Origin of the sequence: Pseudomonas helmanticensis (assembly GCF_900182985.1) — a bacterium.
Taxonomy (GTDB): domain Bacteria; phylum Pseudomonadota; class Gammaproteobacteria; order Pseudomonadales; family Pseudomonadaceae; genus Aquipseudomonas; species Aquipseudomonas helmanticensis.
On sequence record NZ_FXUY01000002.1, the window covers coordinates 65,689 to 79,242 of the forward strand.

At 59.9% G+C, this 13,554-nt stretch carries 12 protein-coding genes; 1 reads left to right on the plus strand and 11 read right to left on the minus strand.

Annotated features, from left to right (window positions below; all coding sequences use genetic code 11):
* Positions 1 to 12: 12 nt before the first annotated feature.
* The 5 genes from QOL84_RS22935 to QOL84_RS22955 are packed head-to-tail and all read right to left on the minus strand — an operon-like array spanning position 13 to position 5,203.
* Complete coding sequence (locus tag QOL84_RS22935) at positions 13 to 3,096, minus strand: pilus assembly protein (RefSeq protein WP_283438716.1); 3,084 nt, start codon at positions 3,094 to 3,096, stop codon at positions 13 to 15.
* Positions 3,083 to 3,562: a pilus assembly PilX family protein gene (locus QOL84_RS22940; RefSeq protein WP_283438717.1), complete on the minus strand. Its 480-nt coding sequence runs from the start codon at positions 3,560 to 3,562 to the stop codon at positions 3,083 to 3,085. Before QOL84_RS22940 ends, QOL84_RS22935 begins: the two co-directional genes overlap by 14 nt.
* A gap of 11 nt (positions 3,563 to 3,573) precedes the next feature.
* Complete coding sequence (locus QOL84_RS22945; RefSeq protein WP_283438718.1) at positions 3,574 to 4,287, minus strand: PilW family protein; 714 nt, start codon at positions 4,285 to 4,287, stop codon at positions 3,574 to 3,576.
* The gene (pilV, locus tag QOL84_RS22950; protein WP_283438719.1) at positions 4,284 to 4,733 is read right to left on the minus strand and encodes a type IV pilus modification protein PilV; all 450 of its coding nucleotides are present in this window, start codon (positions 4,731 to 4,733) and stop codon (positions 4,284 to 4,286) included. The genes QOL84_RS22945 and pilV overlap by 4 nt, the downstream gene beginning before the upstream one ends.
* Positions 4,730 to 5,203 carry a GspH/FimT family pseudopilin gene (locus QOL84_RS22955; protein WP_283438720.1) on the minus strand — a complete coding sequence of 158 codons (474 nt, stop codon included), beginning with the start codon at positions 5,201 to 5,203 and terminating at the stop codon, positions 4,730 to 4,732. Before QOL84_RS22955 ends, pilV begins: the two co-directional genes overlap by 4 nt.
* 130 nt (positions 5,204 to 5,333) lie before the next feature.
* On the opposite strand from QOL84_RS22955, the gene QOL84_RS22960 reads away from it, so the two are divergent.
* Positions 5,334 to 5,888 (plus strand): GspH/FimT family pseudopilin, encoded by a 555-nt coding sequence (locus tag QOL84_RS22960; protein WP_283438721.1) that lies wholly within the window; start codon positions 5,334 to 5,336, stop codon positions 5,886 to 5,888.
* On the opposite strand, the gene ispH is transcribed toward QOL84_RS22960, so the two are convergent.
* From ispH to murJ, 6 genes are all read right to left on the minus strand, one after another.
* Positions 5,860 to 6,804: a 4-hydroxy-3-methylbut-2-enyl diphosphate reductase gene (ispH, locus tag QOL84_RS22965; protein WP_129395575.1), complete on the minus strand. Its 945-nt coding sequence runs from the start codon at positions 6,802 to 6,804 to the stop codon at positions 5,860 to 5,862. The two genes, QOL84_RS22960 and ispH, sit on opposite strands and share 29 nt — an antisense overlap.
* A 206-nt stretch (positions 6,805 to 7,010) precedes the next feature.
* A complete protein-coding gene (gene fkpB / locus QOL84_RS22970; protein ID WP_283439469.1) occupies positions 7,011 to 7,448 on the minus strand; it encodes an FKBP-type peptidyl-prolyl cis-trans isomerase in 438 nt (145 codons plus the stop codon).
* A gap of 7 nt (positions 7,449 to 7,455) precedes the next feature.
* Positions 7,456 to 7,968, minus strand: a complete 513-nt coding sequence (lspA, locus tag QOL84_RS22975) for a signal peptidase II (RefSeq protein ID WP_053123968.1) — start codon at positions 7,966 to 7,968, stop codon at positions 7,456 to 7,458.
* A complete protein-coding gene (ileS, locus tag QOL84_RS22980) occupies positions 7,961 to 10,792 on the minus strand; it encodes an isoleucine--tRNA ligase (protein ID WP_283438722.1) in 2,832 nt (943 codons plus the stop codon). The genes lspA and ileS overlap by 8 nt, the downstream gene beginning before the upstream one ends.
* A 13-nt stretch (positions 10,793 to 10,805) precedes the next feature.
* A complete protein-coding gene (gene ribF, locus QOL84_RS22985; RefSeq protein ID WP_038361708.1) occupies positions 10,806 to 11,744 on the minus strand; it encodes a bifunctional riboflavin kinase/FAD synthetase in 939 nt (312 codons plus the stop codon).
* Positions 11,745 to 11,873: 129 nt separating this feature from the next.
* A complete protein-coding gene (gene murJ / locus QOL84_RS22990; RefSeq protein ID WP_283438723.1) occupies positions 11,874 to 13,412 on the minus strand; it encodes a murein biosynthesis integral membrane protein MurJ in 1,539 nt (512 codons plus the stop codon).
* Between the last annotated feature and the right edge of the window lie 142 nt (positions 13,413 to 13,554).

Consider the following 13,554-nt stretch of genomic DNA (forward strand, 5'->3'; position numbering starts at 1 on the left):
TCAAACTCTCGCTTACTGTATTTGTCGCCACATGATACGACGGCTACCGCCGCCGCCCTTTTCCACCAAGGTGGTGATGTTGCCGCTGGAATCGTTGAAAATCTTGCGCGTCGCGCCGTTGACGACAGCGTTCAGGGTCGGGATGCCACCCGTGAATATCACACCACTGGAAATCGTGTCGTTGCTGTCGACCACGCCATCGCCGTTGGTATCGAGCACTGCATAGTTGAGCATCTTACCGCTGAATGCATCGGTTTCGACCAGTTTGCCCGTGCCAAAACTCGAACAGGGATCGGTGGTATCCACACTCGCCGTGGTGAAGAGGATACGTCCCAGAACCAGGCTGGCCTGATTGATCACCCGCTCACCGATCAACGCGTTGTTATACACCAACGGCAGGTACCAGCCCTTTTCTGCAGGGTACGTTGTGTCGTTTTGCGTGGTAGTGACGAACTGACCACCAGTCCCCGAGAACACGCCCGTGACCGCCTGCGCCTGCAAACTGCTGACGGTGAGTTGCCCCGAACCACCATCGGCATCCCACACCGAATAGAACGCCTGCAAATCCTTGTTGGTCTTGTCGGCCGTTTCGTTGAACTTGCCGGTTCCGACAAAGATCTGTTTGCCGCCCAATGAGTTATCCGCCAGCAACGGCTGCGTGGTGATCGGCTGAGTTGCGCCGCCCGCCGCGGTGAACAACGGCTTCCCGGAAAACGCTACGCCCCAGCTATCGGTGGACGTCGCGCTCAGATCGAACTTCCACAGCCGCCCTTTCAAGTCGCCGCCATAGGCGGCCTGGACCACGTTCGAGGAGTTGACCTTGAGCTTTACCGAGGACAAGCCGTTGGTGGTTTCCGTGCTGTCGATAACGATTTTCTTGATCAGCGAACCGTCGCGTACATCCAGGACATACAGCGCTGCCACTCCGGAGTTGCTGCCGTAACCGTTGGAAATGAACGCCGCCCAGCGACCATCGGCCAAGCGTGCCACTTCCGGGCGGGCATAGGCATAACCCAGATCATTAAACACATTGGCAGTGTTGGCGGTCGTGGGTGCACTGACCTCCCACAACGCGCGCAAAACGTTGCCCGCCGAGGCGTCGAACAATTGCAGTGCATAGAACGTCCTGCCCCCTGCCCCCGTACCGCCGATAGCAAGGGTTTTCCATGCGCTGTTGAGTTGGGCGTCATACACGGCGACCTGCCCATCTACCAGAAACTTGTGGCTGACACCGTTGATGTAAGTTGGATCGGCGATAAAACGCAACGACGGCAACACACTGGAAGGCATGTAGGCATAACGCCGGGTGCCGTTGGCCGAGTTGATGACGTTGACGAAGCCGTCGTTGGCGTTCGCCACCAGACTGGCATTCATGTTTGCCGCTTTGGTGCTCAGGTAGGAGGTGTAAGTCGTATCGCCCGACAGGTCAGAGGCGGTCTTGTCAGAAGGCGACGCCAGTACCAACGGCGAGTTGATGATGTCGCCGAGCAGCACGCTGCGCACCTTGAGCCCGGTCTTGTTGGTGCCTTTGCTCCACTCCACCAGATCATTGCCGCTGATGCCGGTGGGCAGACTCTGACCGAGCGTGGTCTGCTGAGTGGCGGAAAAGTTGCCGTAGGCCAGGGTTACTGCAGCGTTGCTGGTGGTGTTCCACGATTGATAGGTCGGTGCGGTGGCGCCCGGAACGATGGTCGTATCAGTGGTCCAGAGTGTCGTCGACGTATTCACCGCACCGGCCGCAGTGAAGCCGAATGACTTGATCGTGCCGCGCCAGTCCTTGGGGTCGTAGCTGGTCTGAAAATAGCTGGTGCCGCTGGCGAGCGTGGTGCCGCTGGTGACGCCACTGCCGCCGGAACCGGCCTTGGAGGTGATATCACTCAAGGCGGACGACAACGCGGCGTTGAGTCCAGTGCTGTCGGTCGCCTGGTAATACTTGCCCTGTCCGTAACTGGCGGCATCCGAGAGCATGTCATTGGCAGCGGTGAAGCCCACGGTGTAGGTGTTCATGTTCTGCTTGGGAAAATCCACTGCGTTCCAGCTCTTGCCGGCGGCATCGGTGCCGGTCCAACGCATGTCGATGTCGAACGCGAACTTGGCGATGTCGTCCAGATACAGCGTGTCGCCTTCGTTGTCGCCATTGAGGTTGTTGCCGTCATTGTTGATGCCATCCCAGTTCGGTAGACGACTGCCGCCCAGCGGATCGTTGGTCGGGAAGGTTCGGTCGAAGGTGGGTAAGCCGTCGGTGATCACCACGCCGTAGTTTTTCTGGCAGCGATACTGGATCGGGCTGGTGTAGGTTGTTGGCGTGCTGTTGTAGTACGGCGCCATGCCGCGCATGTAGCGGGTGATCTCGTAATAGGTTTCCGCCAACGGCGTGTTGGCCACGGCGCTCAACGCGTTGATCGATGAGATCAGCGCGTTGTAGTTGGTATCCGCCTGGGCCTGAGTGACGCTGCCGGATACCGGTGACAGATCGCTGATCGCCCGGGCGATGTAACCGCCATTGCCGGAGTTGTTGCTGGTGACCGGGTTGAACGTCGACAGGCCCATGCGCAATGTGCGGTTGCTGGTGACCAGTGCGGTGGAAACGTTACGCGCAACGTTGATCCGGTAATCGTTGGGGATCGCCCCCGTGGTGAAATCGCGCGTGCCATTGTTGATGGCGAGGCTGACCACATAGGAGATGTAATCGCCGGTATAGCGGGTGTTACCGCTGCCCACCGGGTCTGGCAGTTTCAGGCACAGGGGCGCGAGGCTGTTGTTGTAGAAGGCATAGGCGCCGCCGGAGCAGCCGGCAGTCGGCAGGCTGGAAAGGAATATCGGGTCGCCGGTAATCGTTGTCGAACTCAGGCATAACCCGAGCAACGCGTTGCATTGCCGGGCCGGCGTGCGATCGACCGTCGGATCAAAACCGGCCGCGTAGATAATGCTGTTCATGCTCCCTGAATCGTCGATCAGCAACATCACGTTCGGTGGTACCGCTGCTGCACTCAGCAACGGCGAATCGGACGGCGTGAACGCATAGGCCGGCGCTGCCAGATAAAAACTCAGCAGCATGCCGATCAGCAGTGACCGGCAGCGTTTAATACTTCGCATAAACACTCTCCACAACGCTACGCGAAGTGCCGGCGATGCCGACAGCGGTCACTCGATACAAGGTCGCCGAGGTATTGCTCGGCACGTTCACGGCGGTAAGGGTCGTGCCGATGTTCTGTACCCCGTAAAAGCCGTTGCCGGCAGCGATCCAGGTGACGCCGGACGTCGAGTTGAGCCCCGCAGCGCTGACCACTGACGATTCCGCCGGTGGCGCACATTGCGTGGTGCCGCTGCACACCGCCAGCGTGTAGTTGTCCAGTTGCACCGCACTTTCACCTACGCGCAACGCCGCCTCGGCGGTCTGGAACGATTGATTGCGCAGGCTCACGCTACCAGCCATCTTTTCCTGCAGATTGGCGCTTTGCATCGACGACAGGCCGATCACCGTGAGCAACAACAGGAACACCAGCGTGACCAGCAATATCATCCCGCGCTGCGCCTGACGCCTGTGCAGAGAGCGCCTCATCGTTACGCCCCTCATTGCAGACGGTTGCGCAAAGCGGCAACCACGTTGAAGGTTTGCGCGGCGACCCGGCTGTTGGGGTCGGTGAGGGTCAGGCTCAGGCGCACACTGCGAATGCGCGCCGGATCACTGGGGTTGGCGCTGTAGGTCGAAGCTGCCACATCGGTCGCCGAACTGGCCAGGCCGAAGGTCACGGTGAAAGCGCTGACGTTGTTGATCAGTACCTGCTGGGTCGGCGTGCCGCTGCCAGTGCCCATCAGGATCTGGTTGTTGCTGAAACTGTAGAGCAGACGCCGGATCGGGAAGGCGATTTGCCCGGTCGCCGGGCTGCGCAAACCGGTGTAAGCGGTCGAGGTGTTACGGCAATCGGAAACCACCGTCCAGGTCGGCGTGCCGCCGCTGCCACCGACATCCGCCGTCACCAGCGTCAGTTTAAGGTTGGCATTGTCCCAACTGATCGGGGTGATTTGCGCGGCGTTGAAATCCCCCGCCGTACTCGAATCGGTGATAGTGCCAAGGCAACCGAACATCCCCACCATGCGAATTTCCTGGATCATTTTACTCAGCAGGAAACGCGCGTCTTCCTGCATCGCAGCGGCGCTGTTCTGGCTGACATAGGTGTTTTTTGCAGCGATGAACGTCTGCACCACGCCGAGCACCACAATCAGCCCCAGCGCCAAAGCAATCAGCAACTCGATCAGGCCGAAACCACGCGCATGACGGTTCATGGCGTCGCCACCGGATCAACCGCGGCACGGCTGCTCAGCACGAAACTGCGCGGGGCACTGGCGGTGTTGGCTGCGCGCGCATCACTCCAGGTAATGGTGATGGTGTACACGCGTTGATTGAGGGTGATGCTGCCCGTGGCGGTCGGGCCACCGAAGTTGACGATGTTGCTGGTGAAGTCGTAGAGGTCCTGATCCCGCGCAACACTGAGGTTGCCCGAGGTCGGTGGCGTGACGGTGTAGTCGGCACCGGAGTTGGCACGGATGCGGTCCATCATGTCGTAGGCGATGAAACTGGCCTGACTGGTCATGCGCGAACTGTCGGTGTACTTCAGCGCATTCAGTTGCACCGCCGCCGCGCCCAACAGCCCTACCGTCAGGATCAACAACGCGACCAGCACCTCGATCAGCGTCATGCCCTCCTGTGCGTGCTTGCTCCCTGCCCTCATCCGCAACTTCCACCCAATTGAATTCGTCCGTTCAGACACACGTTCAGCGTCCTGCTTTGCGTTCCCAGCATGTAACTGATGACCACCGCCGTCGAAGGTGCCGCCAGACCGCCGAGGTTATTGAAATCCAGCGCAGTCACCCCAGAGGTTAGCGTCAGAGTGGCGCCGCTGCTCATCGCTGGAACAACCCGCAATACATTGGCCGGCGTGCCAGTACTGTCGTAGACCGACAATTCACCGGTCCAGACGCTGCCCCCCGCCGTCGGGCGCAGGCGCAAGGTGGTGCCGCGATCAATCGCTTCGAGCCTGGTGAAACTGATTGCGCGTTGCAGGTCGCCCACCTCGGTATCGGCCTTGCTGCGCTGAATGGAACTGGTGAACGCCGGCACCGCCAGGGTGACAAGGATCACGAAGATAGCAATCGCGGCCAGCAACTCGACCAGCGTGAAACCTTTTGTACGAAGATCCATCGATGCCCTCCGTTGCCGTCGGCTATACCTGCTTCTACACGCTAGAACATTCGACCGACCTGTGTCGGTTGATTTGTCCTGCCTGGCGCACGGATCGCGCCTTTCATCACGCTCCAGGGAGGGAGTTTTCATGTCGCAACAGGGTTTCAGCCTGATCGAACTGCTTATGGGACTGGCGATTGGCGCAATTGTTCTGCTGCTGGTCAGTCCGGCATTTGCCACGCTCAAGGCATCCAGCCATCGGGAGGTGGCTGCGCAGTCGTTGCTCGACGGTATTCGCAACGCCCGATCGATGGCGATCACACACAATCAGAGCGTGGTGATCCATGGCATCAACGGCGACTGGAGCCAAGGCTGGCGGATCATTCTGGATATCAGCGGCAAGGGGCCGCAAGACGCGAGCAATCCGTTATTGCGCGAGCACGCCAGTGATGCGCAGGTGCCAGTGGTGGGCAATTGGGCAGTGAGCCGATATGTGCGGTTCAGCAGTCTGGGGCAACCACTGATGCCCGAGCGGGCATTTCAGGCAGGGACGCTACATATTTGCTCGGCTCACGAGCCGGTCAGCCAGCTCCAGGTGGTGCTGGCTGCGACCGGTCGTGTGCGCCTGAGCAGTGTGAAAACCGTGCAGGCGCTGTGTCAGAAAGCCGAAAGGGTCAAATCGAACGGACGCGCAGCTCTTTAGGCATCGAGAAGGTGATGTTCTCTTCGCGACCCGCCAGCTCGTCGGCACCGGTCGCCCCCCAGGCTTGCAGTTGCTGGATCACGCCACGCACCAGTACTTCCGGCGCAGATGCACCCGCAGTGATGCCAATCCGTTCAACGCCATCGAACCAGCTTTTCTGCAGGTCTTCGGCACCGTCGATCAGATAGGCCGGCGTAGCCATGCGTTCGGCCAGTTCACGCAAGCGGTTGGAGTTGGAGCTGTTCGGACTGCCGACCACCAGCACTACGTCGCACTCGTCGGCCAATTGCTTGACCGCGTCCTGACGGTTTTGTGTGGCGTAGCAGATGTCGTCCTTGCGCGGGCCACCGATGGCCGGGAAGCGCGTGCGCAAGGCATCGATGACGCGACTGGTGTCGTCCATCGACAGCGTGGTCTGGGTCACGAAAGCCAGTTTTTCCGGGTTGTGCACCTGCAACGCGGCAACGTCTTTCTCGTCTTCGACGAGGTAGATCGCGCCGCCATTGCTGGCGTCGTATTGGCCCATGGTGCCTTCGACTTCCGGGTGACCGGCGTGGCCGATCAGGATGCACTCGCGACCGTCGCGGCTGTATTTCGCCACTTCGATGTGCACCTTGGTCACCAGCGGGCACGTTGCGTCGAACACTTTCAGGCCACGACCGGCGGCTTCGGTGCGTACGGCTTGGGAGACGCCATGGGCACTGAAGATGACGATGACGTCGTCCGGCACCTGATCCAGCTCTTCGACGAAGATCGCCCCGCGACTGCGCAGGTCTTCAACGACGAACTTGTTGTGCACCACTTCATGACGCACGTAGATCGGCGGCCCGAAGACTTCCAGGGCGCGGTTGACGATTTCGATCGCCCGGTCCACGCCGGCGCAGAAGCCACGGGGGTTGGCGAGTTTGATTTGCATGCTGTGCCTCGTGTCTTGCGCGCGAAAACAATGAAAAACCATTGTAGGGATCAGCTCTCTGTGGCGAGGGGATTTATCCCCGTTCGGCTGCGTAGCAGTCGTCGACCTTTCAGCGCATTCATTCAGAATTGCGGTGCCTGGTTAGGGGGCGCTTCGCACCCCAACGGGGATAAATCCCCTCGCCACAAAGGCTCATTCCTACATTTTTATAGCGCTTTGACGGAAATGATTTCCACGTCAAAGGTCAGCGTCTTGCCGGCCAGCGGGTGGTTGAAGTCGATGGTCACTTGCGTGTCATCGAATTCCTTCACCACACCCGGCAGCTCAGTATTGGCCGCATCGTTGAAGATCACCAGCAAACCCGCTGACAACTCCATATCGACGAACTGCGAGCGCGGGATGATCTGCACGTTTTGCGGGTTCGGCTGGCCGAAGGCGTTTTCCGGCTCGACGGTCAGCGTGCGCTTGTCGCCGGCCTTGAAGCCGAACAGCGCCGCCTCAAAACCCGGCAACAGGTTGCCGTCGCCGACCCTGAAGGTCGCCGGGGCTTTGTCGAACGTGCTGTCGACGGTGTCGCCGTTCTCCAGGCGCAATGCAAAGTGCAAGGTGACTTCCGTGTTCTGGCCAATGCGTTGCTCAGCCAATACCTGTTCAGTCATGAACGGCCTCTTCGGTTTTCTTGGTTTTGAACATATCCAGTGCCAGCATCACCGCGCCAACGGTAATCGCGCTGTCGGCGAAGTTGAACGCCGGGAAGTACCAACGGTTCTGCCAGTGCACCAGAATGAAATCGATCACATGGCCGAGGGCAATGCGGTCATACAGATTACCCAACGCGCCGCCCAGCACCAGCGCCAAAGCGACGGCCAGCCAGGTTTCGTTGCGGCCCAGACGCTTGAGCCAGACCACCAGCACCGCGCTGACCACGATCGCGATCAGGGCGAACAGCCAGCGCTGCCAGCCGGAGCTGTCAGCCAGGAAGCTGAACGCAGCGCCAGTGTTGTAGGCCAGGGTCCAGCTGAAGTAATCGGGAATGATCACGATCTGCTGGAACATTTCGAGCTTGCCTTCGAAGTAGAACTTGCTGGCCTGGTCAATGACCAGAACCAGCAAACTCAACCAGAGCCAGCTCAACCGTCCAAAACGGCCAACGGCATTAGGCATAGTGACGAACCTCGCCAGCGCCGCTGATGTTGTCGACGCAACGGCCGCAGATTTCCGGATGCTCCGGGTTCACGCCGACGTCTTCGCGGCAGTGCCAGCAACGGGCGCATTTCGGGAAGGCCGATTTGACGATCTTCAGTTTCAGGCCGCTGACTTCGGTGGTTACCGCATCTTCAGGTGCGCTAACAAAAGGCGCCACGCTGGCCGTCGAGGTGATCAAGACAAAGCGCAGCTCGTTGCTCAGCTTGGCCAGGTCAGCGCTCAGCGCGTCTTCGGCGTACAGCGTCACTTCGGCTTGCAGGTTGCCACCGACGGCTTTCGCCGCGCGCTGGATTTCCATCTCTTTGTTGACCGCTACTTTGACCGCCATCACGCGTTCCCAGTAGTCGCGGCCCAGCTCAACGTCGGCCGGCAGTTCGGTCAGACCTTCGTACCAGGTGTTGAGCATCACCGATTCGTTGCGCTCGCCCGGCAGGTATTCCCACAGTTCGTCGGCGGTGAAGGCGAGGATCGGCGCGATCCAGCGCACCAGCGCTTCGGAGATGTGGAACAGCGCGGTTTGCGCCGAACGGCGGGCCTTGCTGTTGGCGCCAGTGGTGTACTGACGGTCCTTGATGATGTCGAGGTAGAAACCGCCCAGCTCCTGCACGCAGAAGTTGTGGATCTTCGAGTAGACGTTCCAGAAACGGTATTCGCCGTAGTGCTCTTGCAGCTCGCGTTGCAGCAGCAAGGTGCGGTCGACCGCCCAACGATCCAGCGCGAGCATTTCTTCCGCCGGCAGGATGTCGCTGGCCGGGTTGAAACCGCTCAGGTTCGAGAGCAGGAATCGCGCGGTGTTGCGGATACGACGATAGGCGTCCGCACTGCGTTGCAGGATCTGGTCGGAAACCGCCATTTCACCTGAGTAGTCGGTCGAAGCAACCCACAGACGCATGATGTCGGCGCCCAGGGTGTCGTTGACTTTCTGCGGCGCGATCACGTTGCCCAGCGATTTGGACATCTTGCGGCCGGCTTCGTCGACGGTAAAACCGTGGGTCAGCAGTTCGCGGTACGGCGCGTGGTTGTCGATGGCGCAACCAGTCAGCAGCGACGAGTGGAACCAGCCACGGTGTTGGTCGGAACCTTCCAGGTACAGGTCGGCGCGCGGGCCGCTCTCGTGACCCATCGGGTGCGAACCGCGCAGGACGTGCCAGTGCGTGGTGCCCGAATCGAACCAGACGTCGAGGGTGTCGCTGATCTTGTCGTACAGCGGCGCTTCGTCGCCGAGCAGCTCGGCAGCGTCCATCTTGAACCAGGCTTCGATGCCTTCCACTTCAACGCGTTTGGCGACTTCTTCCATCAGTTCAACGGTACGTGGGTGCAGTTCGCCGCTTTCCTTGTTCAGGAAGAACGGGATCGGCACGCCCCAGTTACGTTGACGCGAGATGCACCAGTCAGGACGGTTGGCGATCATCGAGTGCAGACGCGCCTGGCCCCAGGTCGGGACGAACTTGGTGTCTTCGATGGCTTTGAGCGAGCGCACACGCAGGGTGTCGCCGCTGGTTGGCTCTTTGTCCATGCCGATGAACCACTGCGCGGTGGCGCGATAGATCAGCGGAGTCTTGTGGCGCCAGCAGTGCATGTAGCTGTGTTCGATGACGGTGGTGTGCATCAGCGCACCGACTTCGGTCAGCTTGTCGACGATGGCCGGGTTGGCCTTCCAGATGAACTGGCCGCCGAAGTATTCCAGCGATGGCACGTACACGCCGTTGCTCTGCACTGGATTGAGGATGTCATCGTTGACCATGCCGTACTTCTTGCAGGTCACGAAGTCGTCCACGCCGTAGGCCGGAGCGGAGTGAACCACGCCAGTGCCAGCGCCCAGTTCGACGTAGTCAGCCAGGTACACCGGCGACAGACGATCGTAGAACGGGTGACGGAAGTTGATCAGTTCCAGCTCTTTACCGGTGGTGGTGGCGATCACCGAACCTTCAACGCCGTAGCGCGCCAGGCAGGCTTCAACCAGCTCTTCAGCCAGCACCAGCAGCTTGTCGCCGATGTCGACGAGGGCGTAGTTGAACTCCGGGTGAACGTTCAGCGCCTGGTTGGCCGGAATGGTCCACGGGGTGGTGGTCCAGATCACGATCGACGCCGGTTTGCTCAACGATGGCAGACCGAACGCGGCAGCCAGTCTGGCTTCGTCAGCGATCGGGAACGCAACGTCGATGGTCGAGGACTTTTTGTTCTCGTACTCGACTTCCGCTTCAGCCAGGGCCGAACCGCAGTCGAAGCACCAGTTCACAGGCTTGAGGCCCTTGAACACGAAACCGCCCTTGACGATTTCGGCGAGGGCGCGGATTTCACCGGCCTCGTTCTTGAAATCCATGGTCTTGTACGGGTTGGCCCAGTCGCCCAGCACGCCGAGGCGGATGAATTCGGACTTCTGCCCTTCGATCTGCTCGGAGGCGTAGGCACGGCAAAGCTCGCGGGTCTTGTCCGCGCCGAGGTTCTTGCCGTGGGTCACTTCAACCTTGTGCTCGATCGGCAGGCCGTGGCAGTCCCAACCCGGAACATACGGCGCGTCGAAGCCCGACAGGGTCTTCGAGCGGATGATCATGTCCTTGAGAATCTTGTTCAGTGCGTGACCGATGTGGATCGTGCCGTTGGCATACGGAGGGCCGTCATGCAGAACGAACTTCGGACGATCCTTGCCAATCTCGCGCAACTTTCCGTACAGGCCAATACTGTCCCAGCGCTGCAGAATCTGCGGTTCGCGCTGTGGCAGGCCGGCCTTCATTGGGAAGGCGGTGTCCGGAAGGTTAAGCGTGGCTTTATAGTCGGTCATTTAAGGCTCTTCATTAGCGATGGGCGCTAGGTGCGGCTAGTGCACGGGCGGTGGCGACATCCGCATTGATCGCCGTTTTCAATGCCTCCAGAGAGGCGAAGCGCTGCTCTTCACGCAGCTTTTGGTGGAAAACCACCGTCAAACGCCGGTCATACAGATCGCCGGCAAAATCTAGAAGATGAACTTCAAGGTGGGCCTTGCCATCACCTTGTACCGTGGGCCGCACGCCGATATTGGCGACGCCGGGCCAGGTCTTGCCGTCGATATCGACATCCACCAGATACACCCCGGTGAACGGCACGCGACGACGCTTGAGTTGAATGTTGGCAGTGGGCGTACCCAGTTGCCGGGCCAGTTTCTGGCCGTGCAGCACGCGACCGGCGATCCGGTACGGGCGGCCGAGCAAGCGTTCGGCCAAGGCAAAATCGGCAGCGGCCAACGCGTTACGCACCTGCGTGCTGCTGACACGAATGCCGTCCAGCTCGACGGTTTGCGCGGCTTCGACGGTAAAACCGTGAACCTGCCCGGCCTGCATCAGGAAATCGAAATCGCCGAGGCGGTCGCAACCGAAACGGAAATCGTCACCGACCTCCAGGTGTTGCACACCGAGGCCATCCACCAGGATGGTATCGACGAACTCACTGGCGCTGAGCTTGCTCAAGCGCTGGTTGAAGGCCAGGCACAACACCCGGTCGACACCTTCGGCGGCCAGCAGTTGCAGCTTGTCGCGCAACCGCGCCAGACGCGCCGGGGCGGTCTCGGGGGCAAAGAATTCCCGTGGCTGCGGCTCGAAAATCACCACGCAGCTGGGTACGCCCAACTCGAGCGCACGCTCACGCAGTCGGGCCAGGATAGCCTGGTGACCACGGTGAACACCGTCAAAGTTGCCAATAGTGGCGACGCAGCCCCGATGCTGGGGGCGCAAGTTGTGGAGGCCTCGAACCAGCTGCATAACGCGCTTCTTGCTCATAAAGTGGTCGATTATAACCACACCCGACGGTCGACGACAGGCAACACCGTAACGCAAAGTGATCGAGCCGACAAAACTGCCGGCCCGCGCCCATCCATAAAGGGTAAAACCTCAGCTCAAGGCCTTGCGATTGAAGTCGCGCAAGCGGAAACCGAGCAGCAGCAACATACCGAAATAAGCGACTACGCCCGCCGCAACCAATGCGCCCAGACGCAGGAAGCGCTCAAGCATGTGCCCTTGATCCCATGGCGGCATGAAATGCATACCGATCAAAAGCACCACGGACATCACCGCCACCGCCACCACCAGTTTGAAACCAAACTTGGCCCAGCCCGGCTGCGGCTGGTACATCTGCTGCTTGCGCAGTTGATAGAACAGCAGTCCGGCGTTCAGACACGCACCCGCACTGATCGCCAAGGCCAGACCGGCATGCGCCAGCGGACCGATCAGCACCAGGTTGAACAACTGGGTAACCACCAGAGTGAATATTGCGATTTTCACCGGGGTACGGATGTTCTGTTGCGCGTAAAAGCCCGGCGCCAGCACTTTGATCACGATAATGCCGAGCAGACCGACAGAATAGGCAATCAGTGCGCGCTGCGTCATTTCGGCGTCGAAGCCACTGAACTGACCGTACTGGAACAGCGAAACGGTCAGCGGTTCGGCGAGAATCCCCAGCGCCAGCGAACACGGCAGCACCAGCACGAAGCACAGGCGCAGGCCCCAATCGAGAATCCGCGAATACTCGTGGCGATCCTTGCTGGCGTAAGTTTTGGCCAGTGTCGGCAGCAGAATCGTACCCAATGCCACCCCCAGCACACCGGATGGCAACTCCATCAGGCGATCGGCGTAATACATCCACGACACCGAGCCCGCCACCAGAAACGAGGCGAAGATGGTGTTGATGATCAGCGAAATCTGGCTGACCGACACGCCAAGAATCGCCGGCAGCATCTGTTTCATCACCCGCCATACGCCGGTATCGCGCAGATTCAGACGCGGCAGTACCAGCATGCCGATCTTTTTCAGGTGCGGCAGTTGATAGAGCAACTGCGCCAGACCACCGACCAACACCGCCCAGCCAAGGGCCATGACCGGTGGATCGAAGTACGGTGTAAGGAACAACGCAAAGACGATCATGCTGACGTTAAGCAGGGTCGGCACAAACGCCGGCACCGAGAAGCGGTTCCAGGTATTGAGAATCGCACCGGCCAGCGATGACAGCGAGATCAGCAATATATAGGGGAACGTCACCCGCAGCAGATCGGAGGTGAGCTGGAATTTTTCCGGCGTGTCGGTGAAACCGGGAGCCGTGGCCCAGATCACCCAGGGCGCGGCGATCATGCCCAGCGCAGTGACGATCGCCAGTACCAGTGTCAGCAAACCTGAAACGTAAGCAATGAACGTACGCGTCGCCTCTTCGCCCTGCTGGCTTTTGTATTCGGCCAGAATCGGCACGAATGCCTGCGAGAAAGCGCCCTCGGCAAAGATCCGCCGCAGCAGATTGGGCAATTTGAAGGCAATAAAGAAGGCGTCCGTCGCCATCCCGGCGCCGAATGTACGGGCAATGAGCGTGTCACGAACAAACCCTAAAACCCGGGAAAGCATCGTGATAGAGCTGACGGCGGCCAACGATTTGAGCAGATTCATTGAGGGAATTTGTGCCTGTCGATAAACAGCAGGCGAACAAAGCGCCTACTTGTGCGATACTCCGCGCCGCAGCAGCACAGAGCCAAAGCTCGCGAGTTTACAGGTCAAGCGCCGGAAATAAATATCCCGCCTCTTTATACCT

Excerpts from the sequence above, each read along its gene's own strand:
- QOL84_RS22955 (WP_283438720.1), bottom strand. The coding sequence starts at position 5,203 with ATGGATCTTCGTACAAAAGGTTTCACGCTGGTCGAGTTGCTGGCCGCG.
- pilV (WP_283438719.1), bottom strand. The coding sequence starts at position 4,733 with ATGAGGGCAGGGAGCAAGCACGCACAGGAGGGCATGACGCTGATCGAG.
- murJ (WP_283438723.1), bottom strand. The coding sequence starts at position 13,412 with ATGAATCTGCTCAAATCGTTGGCCGCCGTCAGCTCTATCACGATGCTT.
- QOL84_RS22940 (WP_283438717.1), bottom strand. The coding sequence starts at position 3,562 with ATGAGGCGCTCTCTGCACAGGCGTCAGGCGCAGCGCGGGATGATATTG.
- ileS (WP_283438722.1), bottom strand. The coding sequence starts at position 10,792 with ATGACCGACTATAAAGCCACGCTTAACCTTCCGGACACCGCCTTCCCA.
- lspA (WP_053123968.1), bottom strand. The coding sequence starts at position 7,968 with ATGCCTAATGCCGTTGGCCGTTTTGGACGGTTGAGCTGGCTCTGGTTG.
- QOL84_RS22935 (WP_283438716.1), bottom strand. The coding sequence starts at position 3,096 with ATGCGAAGTATTAAACGCTGCCGGTCACTGCTGATCGGCATGCTGCTG.
- QOL84_RS22960 (WP_283438721.1), top strand. The coding sequence starts at position 5,334 with ATGTCGCAACAGGGTTTCAGCCTGATCGAACTGCTTATGGGACTGGCG.
- ispH (WP_129395575.1), bottom strand. The coding sequence starts at position 6,804 with ATGCAAATCAAACTCGCCAACCCCCGTGGCTTCTGCGCCGGCGTGGAC.
- QOL84_RS22945 (WP_283438718.1), bottom strand. The coding sequence starts at position 4,287 with ATGAACCGTCATGCGCGTGGTTTCGGCCTGATCGAGTTGCTGATTGCT.
- ribF (WP_038361708.1), bottom strand. The coding sequence starts at position 11,744 with ATGCAGCTGGTTCGAGGCCTCCACAACTTGCGCCCCCAGCATCGGGGC.